At 73.2% G+C, this 20,522-nt stretch carries 1 protein-coding gene (cut by a window edge); it reads right to left on the bottom strand.

Annotation, left to right across the window (positions count from 1 at the left end; translation table 11 throughout):
* On the bottom strand, positions 1–20,522 hold the 5' portion of the coding sequence (locus ABH920_RS47980) for a type I polyketide synthase (RefSeq protein WP_370356176.1). Its footprint begins 8,911 nt before the window's first position; only the first 20,522 of its 29,433 coding nucleotides appear in the window; its start codon is at positions 20,520–20,522; the stop codon falls past the left edge of the window.

Here is a 20,522-nt window from a genome sequence, read left to right as displayed (position 1 = left end):
AGCTCAGCGTCCTGCGGCGCCTGCTCGACGATCACGTGCGCGTTGGTGCCGCTGATGCCGAACGAGGAGATCCCGGCACGGCGCGGGTGGCCGGAATCGGGCCACGCCCGACTCTCGGTCAGCAGCTCCACAGCGCCCGCCGACCAGTCGACGTGCGAGCTCGGGGCGTCCACGCGCAGCGTCATCGGCAACGTCTCGTGCTGGAGCGCCATCACCATCTTGATCACGCCGGCCACACCCGCGGCCGCCATCGTGTGGCCGATGTTCGACTTCAGCGACCCCAGCCACAGCGGCCGGTCCTCGGGTCGGTTCTGGCCGTAGGTGGCGAGCAGCGCCTGGGCCTCGATCGGGTCCCCGAGTGTCGTGCCGGTGCCGTGTCCTTCAACAGCGTCGACTTCGTCCGGGGTGAGCCGGGAGTTGGCCAGCGCCTGCCGGATCACCCGCTCCTGCGACGGGCCGTTAGGCGCGGTCAGACCATTGCTGGCGCCGTCCTGGTTGACCGCGCTCCCCCGCACCACGGCCAGCACCTGGTGGCCGTTCTTCCGTGCGTCGGACAGGCGTTCCAGCAGCAGAACGCCGACGCCTTCACCCCAGCCGGTTCCGTCGGCCGCCTCGGCGAACGCTTTGATCCGGCCGTCGGCAGCCAGCCCGCGCTGCCGGCTGAACTCGGTGAACAGCCCCGGTGTGGCCATCACCGACACGCCACCGGCCACCGCCAGGGAACACTCTCCCTGGCGCAGCGCCTGCGACGCCTGGTGCAGCGCCACCAACGACGACGAACACGCCGTGTCCACCGTGATCGCAGGCCCCTCCAACCCCAGGAAGTAGGCCAGCCGCCCCGAGATCACGCTGGTCGTCCTGCCGGTCAGCACGTAGCCGTCGAACCCGGGCGTGGTCATCGACCCGTAGTCCTGCGCCACCGCGCCGATGAACACACCGGCCTGGCTGCCGCGCACCGACTCTGGACGGATTCCCGCGCGTTCGAACGCCTCCCACGCGACCTCCAGCAACAGCCGCTGCTGCGGATCCATCGCCGTCGCCTCACGCGGACTGATCCCGAAGAAGCCCGCGTCGAAATCGGCCGCGTCGTAGAGGAAGCCGCCCTCACGCGCATACGTCTTACCCGGCCGGTCGGGATCAGGGTCGTACAACCCCTCCACATCCCAGCCCCGGTCGGTCGGCATCTCTCCGATCGCCTCAGTGCCGGACACCACGAGGTCCCACAGCTGCTCGGGCGACCCGACGCCGCCGGGCAGCCGCACCCCGACACCCACGATCGCCACCGGCTCGTCGAGCGCGACGGCAGCCGCCGTCGGCTCCGCGACAGGCGTCGTATCGCCAAGCACCTCGCCGCGCAGATACCGGGCCATCAGCGCCGGCGTGGGGTAGTCGAACACCGCCGTCGCCGACATCCGCACATCGATCACCGCGGTCAGCCGGTTGCGCAGCTCCACCGCCGACAACGAGTCGAACCCCAGCTCCCGGAACGCACTGTCCGGCCGGATCTGATCCGGCACCGCGTGCCCCAGCACCGTCGCCGCATGGGCCCGCACCAGATCCAGCAACTCACGCTCGACATCCGCCGCCGACTTCCCGGCGTACTTGCGACCCGCCGCCGCACCACCGCCGGCAGCCGCGACCCGCCGCACCGCCCGCGACGGCACCAGCGCCCTAAGCACCACCGGCACCGAGCCCGCATCCGAACCCTGAGCCCGGGCCAACCGCGCCACGTCGACCCGCGCCGGGACCACCGTCGGCTCGTCAAGCGCGACGGCCGCGTCGAACAGCGCCAGGCCGTCCTGCGACGGCAACGGCAGCAGCCCGAACCGGCCGAACCGAGCCAGGTCCTCCCGGTCCACGTCCCCGGTCATAGCACTGCGCTGCTCCCACAAACCCCAAGCGAGCGAGGTGGCCGCCAGCCCTTGCCCGCGCCGATACTCGGCCAGGGCGTCCAGGTAGACGTTCGCCGCGGCGTAATTCCCCTGGCCGGGGCTGCCAAGAACACCGGCCATCGAGGAGAACAGCACGAACTCCGCCAGATCAGCGTCCCGAGTCACCTCGTGCAGGTTCCAGGCCGCGTCCGCCTTCGGACGGAACACCCGGTCGACGCGCTCAGCCGTCAGCGACGTCAGCAGGCCGTCGTCCAGCACGCCCGCGGCGTGCACGACCGCCGTCAGCGGATGCCCGCTCGGAATCGCGGCCACCACGGCCGCCAACGCGTCACGGTCCGCCGCGTCGCAGGCGGCGAACGTCGTGCCCACGCCGAGTCCGGCCAGTTCGACGGCCAGCTCCGACGCGCCGGGCGCATCAGCGCCACGCCGGCTGACCAGCACGACATGACCGGCCCGACCGGTCTCGGCGTAGTGCCGCGCGAGCAGCCCACCGAGCGTCCCGGTGCCACCGGTGATCAGCACCGTGCCCCGCGGGTCCGGCGCCGGCGGCATGGTCAGCACCAGCTTGCCGACGTGCCGGGCCTGGCTCATGAAGCGGAACGCCTCGGGCGCGCGCCGGATGTCGGACGCGCGGACCGGCAACGACCGCAGCGTCCCCGCCTCGAACAGCGCCAGCAGCTCGCGAAGCATCTCGGCGATCCGGTCCGGACCGGCCTCCATCAGGTCGAAGGCGCGGTAGTGCACTCCGGCGTGCTGCTGCGCGATCTGCCCGGGGTCGCGGACGTCGGTCTTGCCCATCTCGATGAACCGCCCGCCGCGCGGCAGCAGCCGCAGCGAGGCGTCCACCAGCTCGCCGCTGAGCGAGTCCAGGACGACGTCCATCCCGGCGCCCGCGGTGGCGGCGCCGAAGCGGCTCTCGAACTCGGCCGTGCGCGAGGAGGCGATGTGCTCGTCGTCAAGTCCGGCCGCGCGCAGCACGTCCCACTTTCCCTCGCTCGCGGTGCCGTAGACGTCGGCACCCAGATGCCGCGCCAGCTGCACGGCGGCCATGCCCACGCCGCCGGCCGCCGCGTGCACCAGCAGCCGCTCGCCGGACCGCAGCCCGGCCAGGTCGGTGAGCGCGTACAGCGCGGTGAGGAAGACCGTGGTAGCCGAGGCGGCCTGTTCGAAGTCCCAGGCGGCGGGGACCGGCGCGACCAGGCGGCGGTCCACCACCGCCAGCGGCCCGAAGGAGCCGGGGATCAGGCCCATGACCCGGTCGCCGACCGCCAGGTCCGCGACCGCCGACCCGGCCTCCACGACGGTGCCCGCGCCCTCGTTGCCCATCGACGCGGCGCCCGGATACATACCGAGGGCGATGAGCACGTCGCGGAAGTTCAGCCCGGCCGCGCGCACCGCGACCCGGACCTCGTGCGGCAGCAGCGGCCGGACCGCGTCGGGCGCGGGGACCAGCGACAGCGCGTCCAAGGTGCCGGGCGCCGCCGCGTCCAGCCGCCAGGGCGCCTGCCCGGACGGCGGTGTCAGCACGCTGCCGGACGCGGCCCGGGCCAGCCGCGGCACCAGCAGCTCGCCGGCGCGGATCGCGAACTGCGGCTCACCGCCGGCCAGCACGGTCGGCAGAGCCTGGAGGGAGCGCTCGTCCGCGTCGAGATCGACGAGAACGAACCGCCCCGGATTCTCGGCCTGGGCCGAGCGCAGCAGACCCCACAGCGGCGCGGTGCTCAGATCGGGCTGGCGGGTGTCACCGGCCGCCACGGCACCGCGGGTGACCACCGCCAGGCGCATGCCCTCGAACCGCTCGTCGCCGAGCCACGCCTGGACCAGTGCCAGGGCCTTGAGCAGCTCGCCGTGCGCCGAGTCGCCGGAGAAGGCGGCCAGGACGAAGTCGTGTCCGGCGGCGGCATCGAGCTCGGCCAGGTCCGCGTACCGGATCGCCGCGACGCCGCCAAGACCGAGCCCGTCCTCGCCGACCAGCGCCACCGAGACCTCGGCCGCCTCCGGCACCGGCCGCCCCACCCACTCCATCCGGAACAGCGCATCGCGCATACCGCCGAGCCGATCGGCCTCGACCGGCCGCAGCGCCAGCGACCCGACCGAGGCGACCGGCGCACCATCGGCATCGGCGACGTCCACCCGGAGCGCGTCGCGGCCCCTGGCGGCCAGCCGTACCCGCACGCTCGTCGCGCCGGTCGCATGCAGCCGCACATCCGTCCAGGAGAACGGCAGCCGCAGCGGCTCATCCTCGCCGCCGGTCACCAACGCCGCGTGCAAAGCAGCATCGAGCACTGCGGGATGGATCCCGAAAGCAGCCGCCTCGGCATGCCGATCCGCCGCCAGCCGCACCTCGGCGAACACCTCATCGCCCCGACGCCACACCGCCTGCAAGCCCTGGAACGCCGGACCGTACTCATAGCCGGCCGCAGCCAGCCACGGATACCAACCGCCATCCGGCACCGGAACCACAGTCGCCCCGCTCGGCGGCCACTGGCGCGCGTCCCACGGCGACTCCGTGCCGCCGGCGGCCAGCACACCGGTGGCGTGCGGCACCGATACCCCGGTCGCCCCGGTCAACGGCCACTCGCGCGCGTCCCACGGCGACTTCGAAGCACCGGCGGCCAGCACACCAGTGGCGGGCGGCACCGGAACCCCGGTCGCCCCGGTCAACGGCCACTCGCGCGCGTCCCACGGCCGCTCCGCGCCACCGGCGGCCAGCACACCGGTGGCGTGACATGTCCAAGGCGAACCAGCCACCGCACCGCCGGGCCGCGAGTGAATCCCCACCACGCGCCGGCCGGCCTCGTCGGGCTCTCCGACCTCGACCCGCAGCTGCACCTCGCCGGCCGCGGCCAGCGCCAGCGGCGCCTGCAGCGTCAGCTCCTCCACCAGGTCGGCGCCGACCTCGTCACCCGCGCGCAGCGCCAGCTCCACGAAGGCCGTCCCCGGCAACAGAACGCTACCGGCCACCGCGTGATCGGCCAGCCACGCCTGCGAAGAAAGCGCCAACCGGCCGGTCAGCACCACACCGTCGGAACCCGCCAGCTCCACCACCGCACCGAGCAGCGGATGCTCGCCCGCGGCCTGGCCGGTCGCCACCGCCGACCCGACACCCTCCGACGCCGGCAGCCAGAAGCGCTCACGCTGGAACGGATACGTCGGCAGGCCGAGAGCGTCGGGGTGAGTACCGGGGTAGAAGCCGGCCCAGTCCACGGCGGTGTGGGTCGCGGCCGTGGCCAGCGATGCCAGCAGCCGCTCCCAGCTGTCGTCGTCGCGGCGCAAAGTGCCGGTGACCGCGACCGCGAACTCTTCGGCGGTCTCCTGCACCGCACCGGTCAGCACCGGATGCGGGCTGGCCTCGACGAACAACAGATGGCCGTCATCGAGCAGAGCACGAGTAGCAGCGTGGAAGTCGACCGTGCCGGCCAGGTTGTCGTACCAGTAGTCGGCACCCATCACCGTGGTGTCAGCCATCGAACCACCGACATGACCAACCACCGTGGAGTAGAACGCAACCCGCGCCTGCTGAGGCGCGACCGGAGCCAAAACCTCCAGCAGTTCCTGCCGCAGCTCCCGCACATGCGAGGTGTGCGAGGCATAGTCCACTGGAATGCGCCGAGCGCGAACGCCCTCGGCCTCGCAGTGCATCAGCAGCTCGTCGACCGCCGCCATCTCACCGGCCACGACCGTCGACGACGGCCCGTTCACCGTCGCGACAGCCAACCGCCCCGACCAGCGAGCGATCAGGTCCTCGGCATCGGCTGCCGAAACCGGCACCGACACCATCCCGCCCCGCCCGGCAATCCCGGCAAGCGACCTCGACCGCAGCGCCACAATCCGAGCGGAATCCTCCAGCGACAACACTCCGGCGATGTGCGCAGCCGCGATCTCGCCCTGCGAATGACCGACCACCGCATCCGGCGTCACGCCCAGCGACTCCCACAGGCGTGCCAACGACACCATCACCGCCCACAACGCAGGCTGCACCACATCAACCCGATCAAGATCACCAGACAGCACCTCGATCAGATCCCAGCCGGTGAACGGCTTCAGAGCCGATGCGCAGTCCCGCATCGACTCGGCGAACACCGAGGACGAGCGCATCAGCCCGACACCCATGCCCACCCACTGCGAACCCTGACCGGGGAACACGAACACCGTCTTGCCAGACTCGGTAACCGCCCTACCGGTCACCACCTGCGCAGCAGGTTCACCGGCAGCCAACGCCGCCAGCCCACCCCGGAAATCAGCCGACTCCCGACCGACCACCACCGCCCGCCGCTCGAACACCGAACGCCCCAGCAGCGCATGCCCGACCTCCGACGGCGTCAGCTCCGCCCGGACATCGAGATGGTCCAGCAGCTGCCGCGCCTGCTCCGCTAGCGCCTCCGCCGACTTCGCCGACAGCACCCACGGCACCGTCCCGTCCGTGCTCGTCGCCGGTCCCGACGTCCCCGCGCTCGCGGGCTCAGGGGCCTGCTCCAGAATCAGGTGCGCGTTGGTCCCGCTGATGCCGAACGACGACACCCCGGCACGCCGCGGACGTCCGAGATCCGGCCACGCCCGACTCTCGGTCAGCAGCTCCACCGCACCGGCCGACCAGTCCACATGCGACGTCGGCGCGTCCACGCGCAGCGTCATCGGCAACGTCTCGTGCTGGAGCGCCATCACCATCTTGATCACGCCGGCCACACCCGCGGCCGCCATCGTGTGGCCGATGTTCGACTTCAGCGACCCCAGCCACAACGGCCGGTCCTCGGGCCGCCCCTGACCGTAGGTCGCGAGCAGCGCCTGGGCCTCGATCGGGTCCCCGAGTGTCGTGCCGGTGCCGTGTCCTTCGACGGCGTCGACCTCGTCCGGCGCCAGCCGGGAGTTGGCCAGCGCCTGCCGGATCACCCGCTCCTGCGACGGCCCGTTAGGCGCGGTAAGACCATTGCTGGCACCATCCTGATTGACCGCAGAACCCTGAACCACCGCGTATATCTGATGGCCCTTTTCACGAGCATCCGAAAGGCGCTCCAGCAGTAGAACACCGACACCTTCGCCCCAACCCGTGCCATCCGCCGCCTCCGCGAACGCCTTGATCCGGCCATCGGCCGCCAGCCCTCTCTGCCGACTGAACTCCGTGAACAACCCGGGCGTCGCCATCACCGACACGCCGCCGGCCACCGCCAGCGAGCACTCCCCCTGGCGCAGCGCCTGCGACGCCTGGTGCAGCGCCACCAGCGACGACGAACACGCCGTGTCGACCGTGATCGCGGGCCCCTCCAGACCCAGCGCGTAGGCCAGCCGTCCGGAGATGACGCTGGTCGTCCTGCCGGTCAGCAGATAGCCGTCGAAGCCCGGCGTCGTCATCGACCCGTAGTCCTGCGCTATCGCGCCGACGAACACTCCGGTCTGGCTGCCGCGCACCGACTCCGGACGGATACCGGCCCGCTCGAACGCGTCCCAGGCGACCTCCAACAGCAACCGCTGCTGCGGATCCATCGCCGTCGCCTCACGCGGACTGATCCCGAAGAATCCGGCGTCGAACTCCGCCGCGTCATACAGGAACCCGCCCTCTCGGGCGTAAGTCTTGCCCGGCCGATCGGGATCGGGGTCGTACAACCCCTCCACATCCCAGCCCCGGTCGGTCGGCATCCCGCCGATCGCCTCACGGCCGGACACGACCAGGTCCCACAGTTCCTCCGGGGAGCTGACACCGCCGGGAAGCCGAACCCCGATGCCCACGATCGCGATCGGCTCGTCCAAAGCAGTGGCGGCCGCCACCGGACCGGCCACCGACACCGGCTCACCCGACAACTCGCTGCGCAGGAACCGGGCCAAGGCGACCGGAGTCGGGTAGTCGAACACCGCCGTCGCGGACAACCGCACGTCGAAGGCCGAGGTCAGCCGGTTGCGCAGCTCCACCGCCGACAACGAGTCGAACCCCAGCTCCCGGAACGCACTGTCCGGACGGATCTGATCCACCGCCGCATGTCCCAACACCGCAGCGGCATGAGCTCGCACCACGTCCAGCAGCTCACGCTCGACATCCGCCGCCGACATCCCGGCGAACCGCCGACTGGCCACCGAACCGCCGACCGCCGCGACCCGCCGCACCGCCCGCGACGGCATCAGTGCCCTGAGCACCGCGGGCACCGAGCCCACGCCCGAGGCAGCACCCGAAGCGGCACCCGAGCCCTGGGCCCGCCCCAACCGGGCCACGTCGACGCGCGCCGGGACCAGGGTCGGCTCAGCGAGCGTGACGGCCGCGTCGAACAAGGCCACGCCGTCCTGCGACGGCAACGGCAGCAGCCCGAACCGACCGAACCGAACCAGGTCCTCCCGGCCCACGTCCCCGGTCATGGCACTGCGCTGCTCCCACAAACCCCAGGCAAGCGAGGTGGCCGCAAGACCCTGAGCGTGCCGATACTCCGCCAGCGCGTCGAGGAAGACGTTCGCCGCCGCATAATTCCCCTGGCCTGGACTGCCCAGAACACCGGCCATCGAGGAAAACAGGACGAACTCGGCCAGCCCCCGGTCCCGGGTGAGCTCGTGCAGGTTCCAGGCCGCGTCGACCTTGGGCCGGAACACGGTCCGCAACCGCTCCGCCGTCAACCCGCCGACCAAGCCGTCGTCGAGGACGCCCGCCGCGTGCACGACCGCGGTCAGCGGGTGCTCGGCCGGTATCGCGTCCAGCACCGCCGCCAGCGCGTCGCGGTCGGCGACGTCGCACGCGGCGACGGTCACCGCCACGCCCGACGCGGTCAGCTCGGCGGCCAGTTCCGCGGCGCCCGGGGCCTCCAGGCCGCGCCGGCCGAGCAGGACCAGGTGCCCGGCCCGGCCGGTCGCCGCGACGTGCCGGGCGATCTGCGCGCCGAGCGTCCCGGTGCCGCCGGTGATCAGGACCGTGCCGCGCGGGTCCCACTCCGGCGGCATGGTCAGGACCAGCTTCCCGACGTGCTGCGCCTGGCTGAGCACGCGGAAGGCGTCGGGGGCGCGCCGGATGTCCCAGGTCCGCACCGGCGAGAGCGTCAGCGCGGCACGCTCGAAGAGCGCGACGATCTCGGCCAGCATCCCCTGGAACGACTCCGGGTCGGCGAGCGCCGCCGCGGCCAGGTCGAATGCCTGGTACTCAACCCCGGGATGGGCCTGGGCCACGGCCTGCGGATCGCGCAGGTCGGTCTTGCCCATCTCGATGAAGCGTCCGCCGCGCGGCAGCAGCCGCAGCGAGGCGTCCACGAACTCCCCGGCCAGGCTGTCCAGCACCACGTCCACGCCCCGGCCACCGGTCGCCGCCAGGACCCGCTGCTCGAACTCGACCGTCCGCGAGGAGGCGATGTGGTCCTCGTCGAACCCGGCCGCGCGCAGCGCATCCCACTTGCCGGCGCTCGCCGTGCCGTAGACCTCGGCGCCCAGATGCCGCGCCAGCTGCACGGCGGCCATGCCGACCCCGCCGGCCGCCGCGTGCACGAGCACTGACTCGCCCGGCCGCAGCCCGGCCAGGTTCACCAGGCCGTGGTACGCGGTGACGAACACCGTCGGCACCGACGCCGCGTCCTGAAACGACCACGCGTCCGGGATCCGCACGACCAGCCGGTGATCGGTGACCGCCACCGGGCCGAACGCCCCGGCCATCAGCCCCGTCACCCGGTCGCCGGGCCGCAGTCCGGCCACGTCCGCGCCAACCTCGGTGACCACCCCGGCCCCCTCCATGCCCATGGAGGCGGCGCCCGGGTAGACGCCGAGCGCGATCAACACGTCCCGGAAGTTCAGCCCGGCCGCGCGCACGGACACCCGGATCTGGTGCGGCAGCAGCGGCTCCGCCGACTCCGGGGCCGGGACCAGGGACAGCGCGTCCAGGGTTCCACGGCTGGTCACGTCGAGACGCCACGGCGTACGGCCGCCCTGCGGCGGCATGAGCGCACCACCCGCACCACCCACGCCACCCACGCCACCCGACCCATCGGCCCGGACCAGCCGTGGCACCAGCACCGCGCCGCCCCGCACCGCGAACTGCGCCTCGCCACCTGCGAGCGCGGCGGACAGGGCTTGCAGAGAGCGTGGGTCCTCGTCGATGTCGGCGAGCACGAGGCGGTCCGGGTTCTCCGTCTGCGCACTGCGCAGCAGACCCCAGACCGGCGCCGAGGCGAGGTCCGTGCGCTGCTCGGCGCCGACGGTCACCGCACCCCGGGTGAGCATCAGCAGTCTGCTGTCCGCGAAGGCCTCGTCGGCCAGCCACGCCTGCACTGTTTCCAGGGCGTACTCAGCAGTCTCGCGCGCGGAGCCGGGGACATCGTCTTCGGCAAGGCCCGGATTCGCCACCAGGTCGGTTGCGATGACCAGGTCCGGCACGCCGACGGCATCGTCAGCGGCGAGCGCCGTGAGTTCGGAACGGCTCGCGACCACGACAGCGTCGGGCCACACGTCGACCAGTGCCTCGGGCACATCCCGACCGAGGAACACGACCCGACCCGCACCGAGCGAACCGGTGGCGGACGCCGGCGTCCACGCCAGTCGGAACAGGTTCTCGGTCACCGCGGAAGCGTCGGCCGTCGCCGGCTCGTCGACCGGAAGCGGCCGCATCGCCAGCGCCGCCACCTCGGCGACCGGTTGTCCAGCCGGATCCGCGAGCCGGACCCGCACCGCGCCGGCGTCGGCGGGAGTGATCTGGACGCGCAGGGTGCGCGCGCCGACGGCGTGGAGTCGCACGTCCGACCACGCGAACGGAAGCAGGACCTGGCCCGCGTCCGGATCGGGCCCCGTGGCGGCGATCGGATGGAGCGCGGCGTCGAACAGCGCCGGGTGGATGCCGTAGCGGTCGGCGTCGGCGAGGTCGGCCGGGAGAGCCACCTCGGCGTAGAGGGTGTCGCCGTCCCGCCAGGCCGCGGTCAGGCCCTGGAAGGCCGGGCCGTAGTGATAGCCGAGGTCGGCGAGGCGGTCGTAGAGGTCGGCGACGGATACGGAGGTGGTACCGGCCGGAGGCCAGACCGCCGGTCCGGCCCACTCGTCCCAGTCCGGGACGGCAGCCGCCTGCGACGTCAGGACACCGGTGGCATGACGCGTCCAGGCGTCCTCGGGAGCGCCGCCGTCGGGCTGGGAGTGGATGGTCAAGACTCGACGACCCTCGTCGTCGGCCGCTGCCACGTGCACCTGGAGGTGCACGCCTCCGGAAGCCGGGATGAGGAGGGGCGCTTCCAGGACGAGGTCTTCCAGCCACGGCGCTTCCACGGCGTCGCCGGCGTGCAGAGCCAGTTCGGCCAGCGCGGTCCCGGGCAGCAGCGGGCCGTGGACGGCGTGGTCGGCCAGCCAGGGATGGCTGCGCAGCGACAGGCGCCCGGTGAACACGCGTCCCTCGCCGTCCGCGAGCACCACGGCCGCACCGAGCAGACCGTGTCCGGCGGCGCGCAGGCCCATGCTGTGCGGGTCGGCGGAGCCGGAGGTGCGCTCGATCCAGTAGCGCTGACGCTGGAAGGGGTAGGTCGGCAGGCCGAGGTGGCTCGGCCGGGTCGCGGGGTAGAAGGCGGCCCAGTCGACGGCGGTGTGGGTCGCGGCCGTGGCCAGCGATGCCAGCAGCCGCTCCCAGCTGTCGTCGTCGCGGCGCAATGTGCCGGTGACAGCGACCGAATACTCCTCAGCCGTCTCCTGCACCGCACCGGTCAACACCGGATGCGGGCTGGCCTCGACGAACAGCAAGTGGCCGTCATCGAGCAGAGCACGAGTAGCAGCGTGGAAGTCGACCGTACTGGCCAAGTTGTCGTACCAGTACTCGGCACCCATCACCGTGGTGTCAGCCATCGAACCACCGACATGGCCGGCCATCGTGGAGTAGAACGCCACCCGCGCCTGCTGAGGCGCGACCGGAGCCAAAACCTCCAGCAACTCGCCACGCAACGCCTGAACCTGTGCGGTGTGCGAGGCATAGTCCACCGGGATGCGCCGGGCCCGAATGCCTTCTGCCTCGCAGTGGATCAGCAACTCGTCGACGGCCGCGATCTCGCCGGCCACGACCGTCGACGACGGCCCGTTCACCGTGGCCACCGCCAACCGCCCCGACCAGCGAGCGATCAGCTCCTCGGCATTGACAGCCGGGAGCGGCACCGACACCATCCCACCCTGTCCGGCAATACCCGCAAGTGACTTCGACCGCAGCGCCACAATCCGAGCGGAATCCTCCAGCGACAACACGCCGGCGATGTGCGCAGCTGCGATCTCGCCCTGGGAATGGCCAACCACCGCATCCGGCGTGACGCCCACCGACTCCCACAGCCGCGCCAACGACACCATCACCGCCCACAACGCAGGCTGCACCACATCAACCCGATCAAGATCACCAGACAGCACCTCGATCAGATCCCAGCCCGTGAACGGCTCCAAAGCCGCCGCACAAGCCCGCATCGACTCCGCGAACACCGACGACGAGCCCATCAGCCCGACACCCATGCCCACCCACTGCGAACCCTGCCCCGGGAAGACGAACACCGTCTTGCTCGACTGACCAGGAGCAGCACCGGTCACCACATGCGCGGAAGGATCACCGGCAGCCAACGCCGCCAGCCCACCCCGGAAATCAGCCGACTCCCGACCGACCACCACCGCCCGCCGCTCGAACACCGAACGCCCCAACAGCGCGTGCCCGACCTCCGACGGCGCGACCTCCGGATACCGGTCAAGGTGCGCCAGCAGCCGCCGCGCCTGCTCGGCCAGCGCCTCCGGCGACTTCGCCGACACCACCCACGGCAGCACCCCGTCGGTCGTCGTCACCGGCCCGGGCACGGGTTCTGACTCGGAAGCAGCGGCCGAACCAGCACCCTGCGGCGCCTGCTCCGCCAGCGCCCCCGGCAACTTCGCCGACACCACCCACGGCAGCGCCCCGTCGGTCGTCGTCACCGGCCCGGGCACGGCCTCCGGCTCCGGCACAGCGGCCGAACCAGCGCCCTGCGGCGCCTGCTCGACGATCACGTGCGCGTTGGTCCCGCTGAACCCGAACGACGACACGCCCGCCCGGCGCGGCCGCCCCGCCGCCGGCCACGGCGTGGCCGCGCGGACCGGCTCCACCGCCCCGGCCGACCAGTCCACGTGCGAGGACGGCTCGCCGACGTGCAGCGACTCGGGCACCACGCCGTGCCGCATGGCCTGGACCATCTTGATCAGGCCAGCCACCCCGGCGGCGGCCTGGGTGTGGCCGATGTTCGACTTCACCGAGCCGACCAGCAGCGGCCGGTCCGCGGGCCGGCCGCGGCCGTAGGTGGCCAGCAGGGCCTGCGCCTCGATCGGGTCGCCGAGCGTGGTGCCGGTGCCGTGCGCCTCCACCACGTCCACGTCGGCGGTGGTCAGGCCGGCGTTGGCCAACGCCTGCCGGATCACCCGCTGCTGCGCGGGTCCGTTCGGGGCGGTCAGGCCGTTGGAGGCGCCGTCCTGGTTGATCGCGCTGCCCCGCACCAGGGCCAGCACCCGGTGGCCCCGGCGTTCGGCCTCGGACAGCCGCTCGACCAGCAGCACGCCGACGCCCTCGCCCCAGCCGGTGCCGTCCGCGTCGTCGGAGAACGCCTTGCACCGGCCGTCGCGCGCCAGGCCCCGCTGCCGCGAGAAGTCGACGAACGTGTCGGGGGTGGCCATCACGGTCACCCCGCCGGCCAGCGCCAGATCGCACTCGCCGGAGCGCAGCGCCTGCACCGCCCAGTGCAGCGCCACCAGCGACGACGAACACGCGGTGTCCACCGTCACCGCGGGGCCTTCCAGGCCGAACGTGTACGACACCCGTCCCGAGGCGACGCCGCCGGATCCACCGGTGCTGAGATAGCCCTCGGTGCCCGGAGTGGCGGCGCCACCCTGCGCGTAGTCGTGGTAGATCAGCCCCGTGAACACCCCGGTCCGGCTCCCCCGCAGGCCCGCAGGATCGATGCCGGCGTCCTCGAACGCCTCCCACGACGCCTCCAGCAGCAGCCGCTGCTGCGGGTCCATCGCCACCGCCTCGCGCGGGCTGATCCCGAAGAACGCCGCGTCGAAGTCTCCGGCGCCGTACAGGAACCCGCCCTCACGCGCATAGCTCTTGCCCGCCGCGCCGGGGTCCGGGTCGTACAGGTCCTCGGCCCAACCGCGGTCGGCGGGGAAGGCACCGATGGCGTCGCCGCCGCGCGCCACCAGCTCCCACAACCCTTCCGGCGACTCGACGCCGCCGGCGAAGCGGCAGCTCATGCCCACGATCGCGATCGGATCAGGGTCGGTGTCGGCGGAAGCATCAGCGGCGGCGACGGATGACGCCGTGTTCTGCGACACAGCCGCGTCCACCTCGACCGTGTCACCCACCAGCTCCACGCGCAGGAACTCGCCGAGCTCCGCCGGAGTCGGGTAGTCGAAGACCAGCGTGGCCGGCAGCCGGAGCCCGGTCTCGGCGGCCAGCCGGTTGCGCAGCTCGACGGCGGTCAGCGAGTCGAAGCCCGACTCGCGGAAGGTGCGTCGCGGATCCAGGGCGTCGCCGCGGGCATGGCCCAGCACGGCCGCGACACTCGCGCGCACCACCTCCAGGACCTCGGCGGTCGCCTGCTCGGCGGACAGTCCGGCCAGCCGGCCGGCCAAGTCCTCAGTACCGGTGCCGGCACCACCGGCACGTCCCGCGCGCACCACCTGCTCGGCCCGTCGGCGGCCCGGCACTCGGACCAGCCGACGCAACAACGGCCGCACCGCCTCGCCCTCGGCTCGCAGCCGAGCGAGGTCCAGGTGGACCGGCAGCAGGAGCGCTTCGCCAGAAGCGTCGGCGGCGTCGAACAGCGCCATGCCGTGCTCGGCGGACAGCGGGATCATGCCTCCGCGCGCCAGGCGCTCGTGGTCGACACCGCTCATCGCGGCCATCAGGGCGCTGGTCTGCGCCCACGGTCCCCACGCCAGCGAGGTGGCGGGCAGGCCGAGGCCGCGCCGGTGAGCGGCCAGCGCGTCCAGGAACGCGTTCGCCGCCGCGTAGTTCGCCTGCCCCGCGCTGCCGAAGGTTCCCGACACCGACGAGAACAGCACGAACATCGACAGGTCGAGCCAGCGGGTCAGCTCGTGGAGATGCCACGCGGCGTCCACCTTCGGCCGCAGCACGGCGTCCAGGCGCGGCGCGGACAGCGAGCCGATCACTCCGTCGTCCACCACCCCGGCGGCGTGCACCACCCCGGTCAGCGGATGGTCCGGCCCGATCGCGGCGATCACCGCGGCCAGCGCCGGCCGGTCGGCGGCGTCGCAGGCCTCGAACCGCGCCGTGGCACCGAGCGCTTCCAGCTCGGCGACCAGCTCGGCGGCACCCGGGGCGGCGGCACCGCGCCGGCTCAGCAGCACCAGCCGGCGCACACCCCGCGCGGCGACCAGATGCCGGGCCAGCAGCCCGCCCAGCGCACCGGAGGCTCCGGTGACCAGCACGGTCCCGTCCGGGTCCGGCGCCGAGGGCACGGTCAGGACGACCTTCCCGACGTTGCGCGCCTGGTTCAGGTGCCGCAGCGCGTCCGGCGCGCGCCGCACGTCCCAGGTGGCGAAGGGCAGCGGACGCAGGCTGCCGCTTTCGAAGAGCCCCGCCAGGTCCCGGAACATCTCGGCGATCCGGTCCGGGCCCACGTCCATCAGGTCGAACGCCTGATACCGGACGCCCGGATGGTCGGCGGCGACCTGATCGGCGTCGCGGATGTCGGTCTTGCCCATCTCCAGGAAGCGTCCGCCGCGCGGCAGCAGCCGCAGCGAGGCGTCCACGAACTCGCGCGCCAGGGAGTCCAGGACCACGTCGACGCCGCGGCCGCCGGTGGCGGTCAGGAACGCGGGCTCGAAGTCCAGGGTCCGGGACGAGGCCACGTGCGCCCCCTGAAGTCCCCAGGACCGCAGCGCGTCCCACTTGCCGGGGCTGGCCGTCCCGTAGACCTCGGCGCCGAGGTGCCGGGCCAGCTGTGTGGCCGCCATCCCGACGCCGCCGGCGGCCGCGTGGATCAGGACCGACTCGCCGGCGCGCAGGCCGGCCAGGTCGACCAGGCCGTGGTAGGCCGTCAGGTAGACCACCGGCGCGGTCGCGGCCTCGGCGAACGACCAGCCGGCCGGGATCGGCGTCAGCATCCGCCGGTCGGCCACGGCCACCGGCCCGAAGGCGCCGGGGAACAAGCCCATCACCCGGTCGCCGGGCGCCAGGTCGGGGACGCCGGGACCGGTCTGGAGGACCACGCCCGCGCCCTCCAGCCCGAGCAGGCCAGCCTCGCCGGGGTACATGCCGAGGACGTTCAGCGCGTCTCGGAAGTTCACGCCGGCGGCCCGGATCCCGACCCGGACCTCGCCGGGGCCGAGCGGTCCGGACCCGGACACATCGGAGCGCTCGATGACGCGCAGCGCGTCGAGGGTTCCGGGCTCCGCGACGTCCAGCCGCCAGGCGGACACCCCGGGCGGGACCTGAAGCGCGCCGGACGACGTCGCCCGCGCGAGCCCGGGGACGCGCAGCTCACCGTCGCGGACCACGAACTCGCCGAGCTTCGCACCGGCCAGGATCAGGTCGCCGGATCCGGCGACCTCGTCGACGTCGGCCAGCACGAACCGGCCGGGGTGCTCCGAGCATGCGGTGCGCAGCAGACCCCACACCGGGGCGGCGGCCAGGTCCAGGGAGCCCGCCGGGTCGCCGGCCGCGACGGCCCGCCGGGTGAGGACCACCAGGCTCGCCTCGGCGAACCGCTGGTCGTGCAGCCAGCTCCGGACCACGTCCAGGACCCGGTGCGCGGCCTGCCGGGCGGCGTGCGCGACCTGCTCGCCGACGCCGAAATCCGCGGGTAGGCAGCTCAGCAGAAGGTAGTCGGGCATTGTCGCGCCGGCCTCGACCGCCGCGCCCAGCGCCTCAAGGTCCGGATACGTCGGGAACCTCCCGCTGAATCCGAGCCCTGGATCGTCGCCGAGGACAGCCCAGGTACCCGCGCCCTCCGCACGGCCCGTCGCGGGTTCCGGTGCTCCGGCCGGAACCGGCGACCACTCCATGCGGAACAGCGAGTCGTCGATCGCCGCGGAGGCGCGCTGTAGCTGGTCGACGGACGCTTCCCGCAGGTGCAGGGCGTTCACCGTCGCCACCGGAGCGCCGGTGCCGTCGGCGATGTCCAGGCTGATGGTGTCGGCGCCGGCCGCGGCCAGCCGCACGCGCAGTGTCGTGGCTCCCGTGGCCAGCAGGGAGACCCCGCGCCAGGAGAACGGCAGCAGCGGAGCGTCGGGGCGCGCCACGAGGTCGCCGAACCACATCGCGTGCAGCGCGGCGTCGAACAGGGCGGGGTGCAGACCGAAGCCCGAGCGTTCGACGTCCTCGGGCAGTTCGACCTCTGCGAACAGCTCGCCGTCGCGCCGCCACACCGCTCGCAGGCCGCGGAACGCCGGTCCGTAGTGCAGACCGGCCGGTGCCAGGTCCTCGAACTCCGCATCCGGCTCCACCGGCACGGCGCCCGCCGGTGGCCACTGGCTCAGATCAGGACCCTGGCTCCCGCCGACGACCGGCTCGGGCACGACCGGCTCACCCACGACCGGCTCGGGCGCCAGCGTGCCCTCAGCGTGCCGGATCCACGGATCGCCCACCGCGGAACCCGTGGGCTGCGAATGGACGCTTACCTCCCGGCGACCCAACTCGTCCGGCGCCCCGACCACGACCTGGATCTGCACGCCGCCGCGTTCCGGCACCACCAGCGGCGCCCGCAGCGTCAACTCCTCCACCCCGGCGGCGCCGACCTCGTCGCCGGCTCGCATCGCCAGCTCCACGAGCGCCGTCCCCGGCACCACCGCCGCCCCGCCGACCCGGTGGTCGCCGAGCCAGGCATGCGAGCCCAGCGACAGCCGGCCGGTCAGCAGTACCTCGTCGGAGCCTGCGAGCGCGACCGCGGCGCCCAACAGGCCGTGCTTTGCAGAGCTCTGTCCCAGTCCGTCCGCGTCGGTGGCGGCCGGGGTCGGCAGCCAGTAGCGCCGGTGCTGGAAGGCGTACGTGGGCAGCTCGACCCGATGCGCGTCCCAGCCGGCCAGGTAGTTCCGCCAGTCGACCGGCACGCCCCGGACGTGCAGCCGCCCCAGCCCGGTCACCAGTGCCCGCGCCTCGTCCTGGTCCGCGCGCAGCAGCGCCAGCAACGCCACGTCCGCGGCCGGGTCCTGCTCGACGGCGGCGGTGGCCGTGGCCGTCAGCACGCCGCTCGGCCCGACCTCGACGAACGTGCGCGCGCCGACGTCGCGCATCGCCTGCACGGCGTCGGCGAACCGCACGGTCTCGCGCACGTGCCGCACCCAGTACGCCGGGTCGGTCATCTCCCCGGCCCGCACCGGACGCCCGGTCAACGCCGACACCAGCGCGATCCGCGGCTCGGCGACCGTCAAGCCCCGGACGACCGAGGCGAACTCCGCGAGCATCGGCTCCATCAGCTCCGAGTGGAACGCGTGGCTGACCCGCAGCCGTCGGTTCCGCACGCCTCGGGCGTCCAGGTCCGCCGCCATCGCCTCGACCGCGGCCTGCGTCCCGGAGACCACGACCTGCGAAGGGCCGTTGACGGCGGCGATGTCCAGACCCGCGGCGAGCAGCGATCGCACCTCGGCCTCGGCCGCCTCGACCGCGAGCATCGCCCCGCCTTCGGGCAGCGCCTGCATCAGCCGGGCCCGGGCGGCGACCAGCGTGCAGGCATCGGTCAGCGAGAACACCCCGGCGACGTGCGCGGCCGCGATCTCGCCGACTGAGTGGCCGGCCAGCACGTCACCGCCGACGCCCAGCCAGGAGAGCAGCCGATGGAAGGCCACCTCGAAGGCGAACAGCGCGGGCTGCGTCATCCCGGTCTGGTCGAGCACGCCGTCGGGGTCGCTGAACATGGTCGGCCGGATCGGGTGCTCCAGCAGGGGATCCAGGACCCGGCAGATCTCCTCCAGCGCCTCGGCGAACACCGGGAACGCCGCCGCCAGACCGGCGCCCATGCCCGGGCGCTGGCTGCCCTGGCCCGCGAACAGCAACGCGACCGGGCCGGCCGTGCCGCTGCCGGTGACCACGCCCGGAGCGCTTGTGCCTTCGGCGACCGCGCGCAGGCCCGCGATGAGCTCGTCCCGGTCGGCGCCGACGACCACGGCGCGGTGCTCCAGCGTGGCCCGGCCGCCGGCCAACGCCGCGCCGATCGCGCCGATCGGCACGTCGCCGGCGGCCCACGACGCCAACCGCGCGGCTTGGGCGCGCAACGCCTGCGGGTCGGTGGCGGACACTACCCACGGCACCACGTCAGGCGTGTCCGGGGCCGAGATGTCGGGGTCTGCTCCAGCGTCGGCGTCCGGGGCCGACTCGACGATCAGGTGGGCGTTGGTACCGCTGATCCCGAAGGACGAGATGCCGGCCCGACGCGGACGGCCTGTCTCAGGCCACGTCTGCGCCTCGGTGAGCAGTTCCACCGCCCCGGAAGCCCAGTCGACGTGCGGCGAGGGCTCGTCGACGTGGATGGTCCGGGGCAACACGCCGTGCCGCATGGCCATGACCATCTTGATCACGCCGCCGACGCCGGAGGCGGCCTGGGTGTGGCCGATGTTCGACTTCAGCGACCCCAGCCACAGCGGCCGGTCCTCGGGCCGGTCCTGGCCATACGTGGCGATCAGCGCCTGCGCCTCGATCGGGTCCCCGAGAGTGGTGCCGGTGCCGTGCGCCTCCACCGCGTCGACCTCGTCCGGAGACAGCCCCGCGGCGGCCAGCGCCGCGCGGATCACCTGCTCCTGCGCGAGCCCGTTCGGCGCGGTCAGACCGTTGCTGGCGCCGTCCTGGTTGATCGCCGAGCCGCGGATCACGGCCAGCACCCGGTGCCCGCGCTCGCGGGCGTCGGAGAGCCGTTCCAGCACGAGCAGCCCGGCGCCCTCGGCCCACGCCGTGCCGTCCGCGGCCGCGGCGAACGGCTTGCACCGGCCGTCGGCGGCCAGCCCGTGCTGCCGGCTGAACTCCACGAACATGCCCGGCGTCGCCATGATCGCGACCCCGCCGGCCAGCGCGAGATCGCACTCCCCGCGCCGCAGCGCCTGCGCCGCCTGGTGCAGCGCCACCAGCGACGACGAGCACGCGGTGTCCACGGTCACCGCAGGGCCCTGCAACCCGAGCGTGTAGGCGACGCGCCCGGAGATGACGCTGGCGCTGGTGCCGGTCAGCAGGTAGCCGTCGAAGCCCTCGGCGCCGTCCTGCAGCCGCGCGCCGTACTCGAGATTCGTGGCGCCGACGAAGACGCCCGTCTTGCTGCCGCGCAGTCCGTCCGGGTCGATGCCGGCCCGCTCGAACGCCTCCCAGGCGGTCTCCAGCAGCACCCGCTGCTGCGGATCCATCGCCGTCGCCTCGCGGGGGCTGATGCCGAAGAAGCCGGCGTCGAACGCCGCCGCCTCGGACAGGAAGCCGCCGACGGCCACCGAGGAGGTCCCGGAGCGCTCCGGACCGGGATCCAGCAGCCTGGCCAGGTCCCAGCCGCGGTCGGTCGGGAAGCCGCTGATGGCGTCGACGCCGTCGCTGACCAGCCGCCACAGGTCCTCCGGGCTGCGGACGTCTCCGGGGTAGCGGCACGCCATGCCCACGATGGCCAGCGGCTCGTGCGCCGCCTCCTCCAGCTCCTGGGTACGCCGGCGCAGGGCCTGCGCGTCATCGACGGCACGGCGCAGATATGACCGGAGCTTGTCGACTTCGTCCAC

Origin of the sequence: Catenulispora sp. EB89, assembly GCF_041261445.1 — a bacterium.
GTDB lineage: Bacteria > Actinomycetota > Actinomycetes > Streptomycetales > Catenulisporaceae > Catenulispora.
This window is presented reverse-complemented; position numbering and strand designations above follow the sequence as displayed.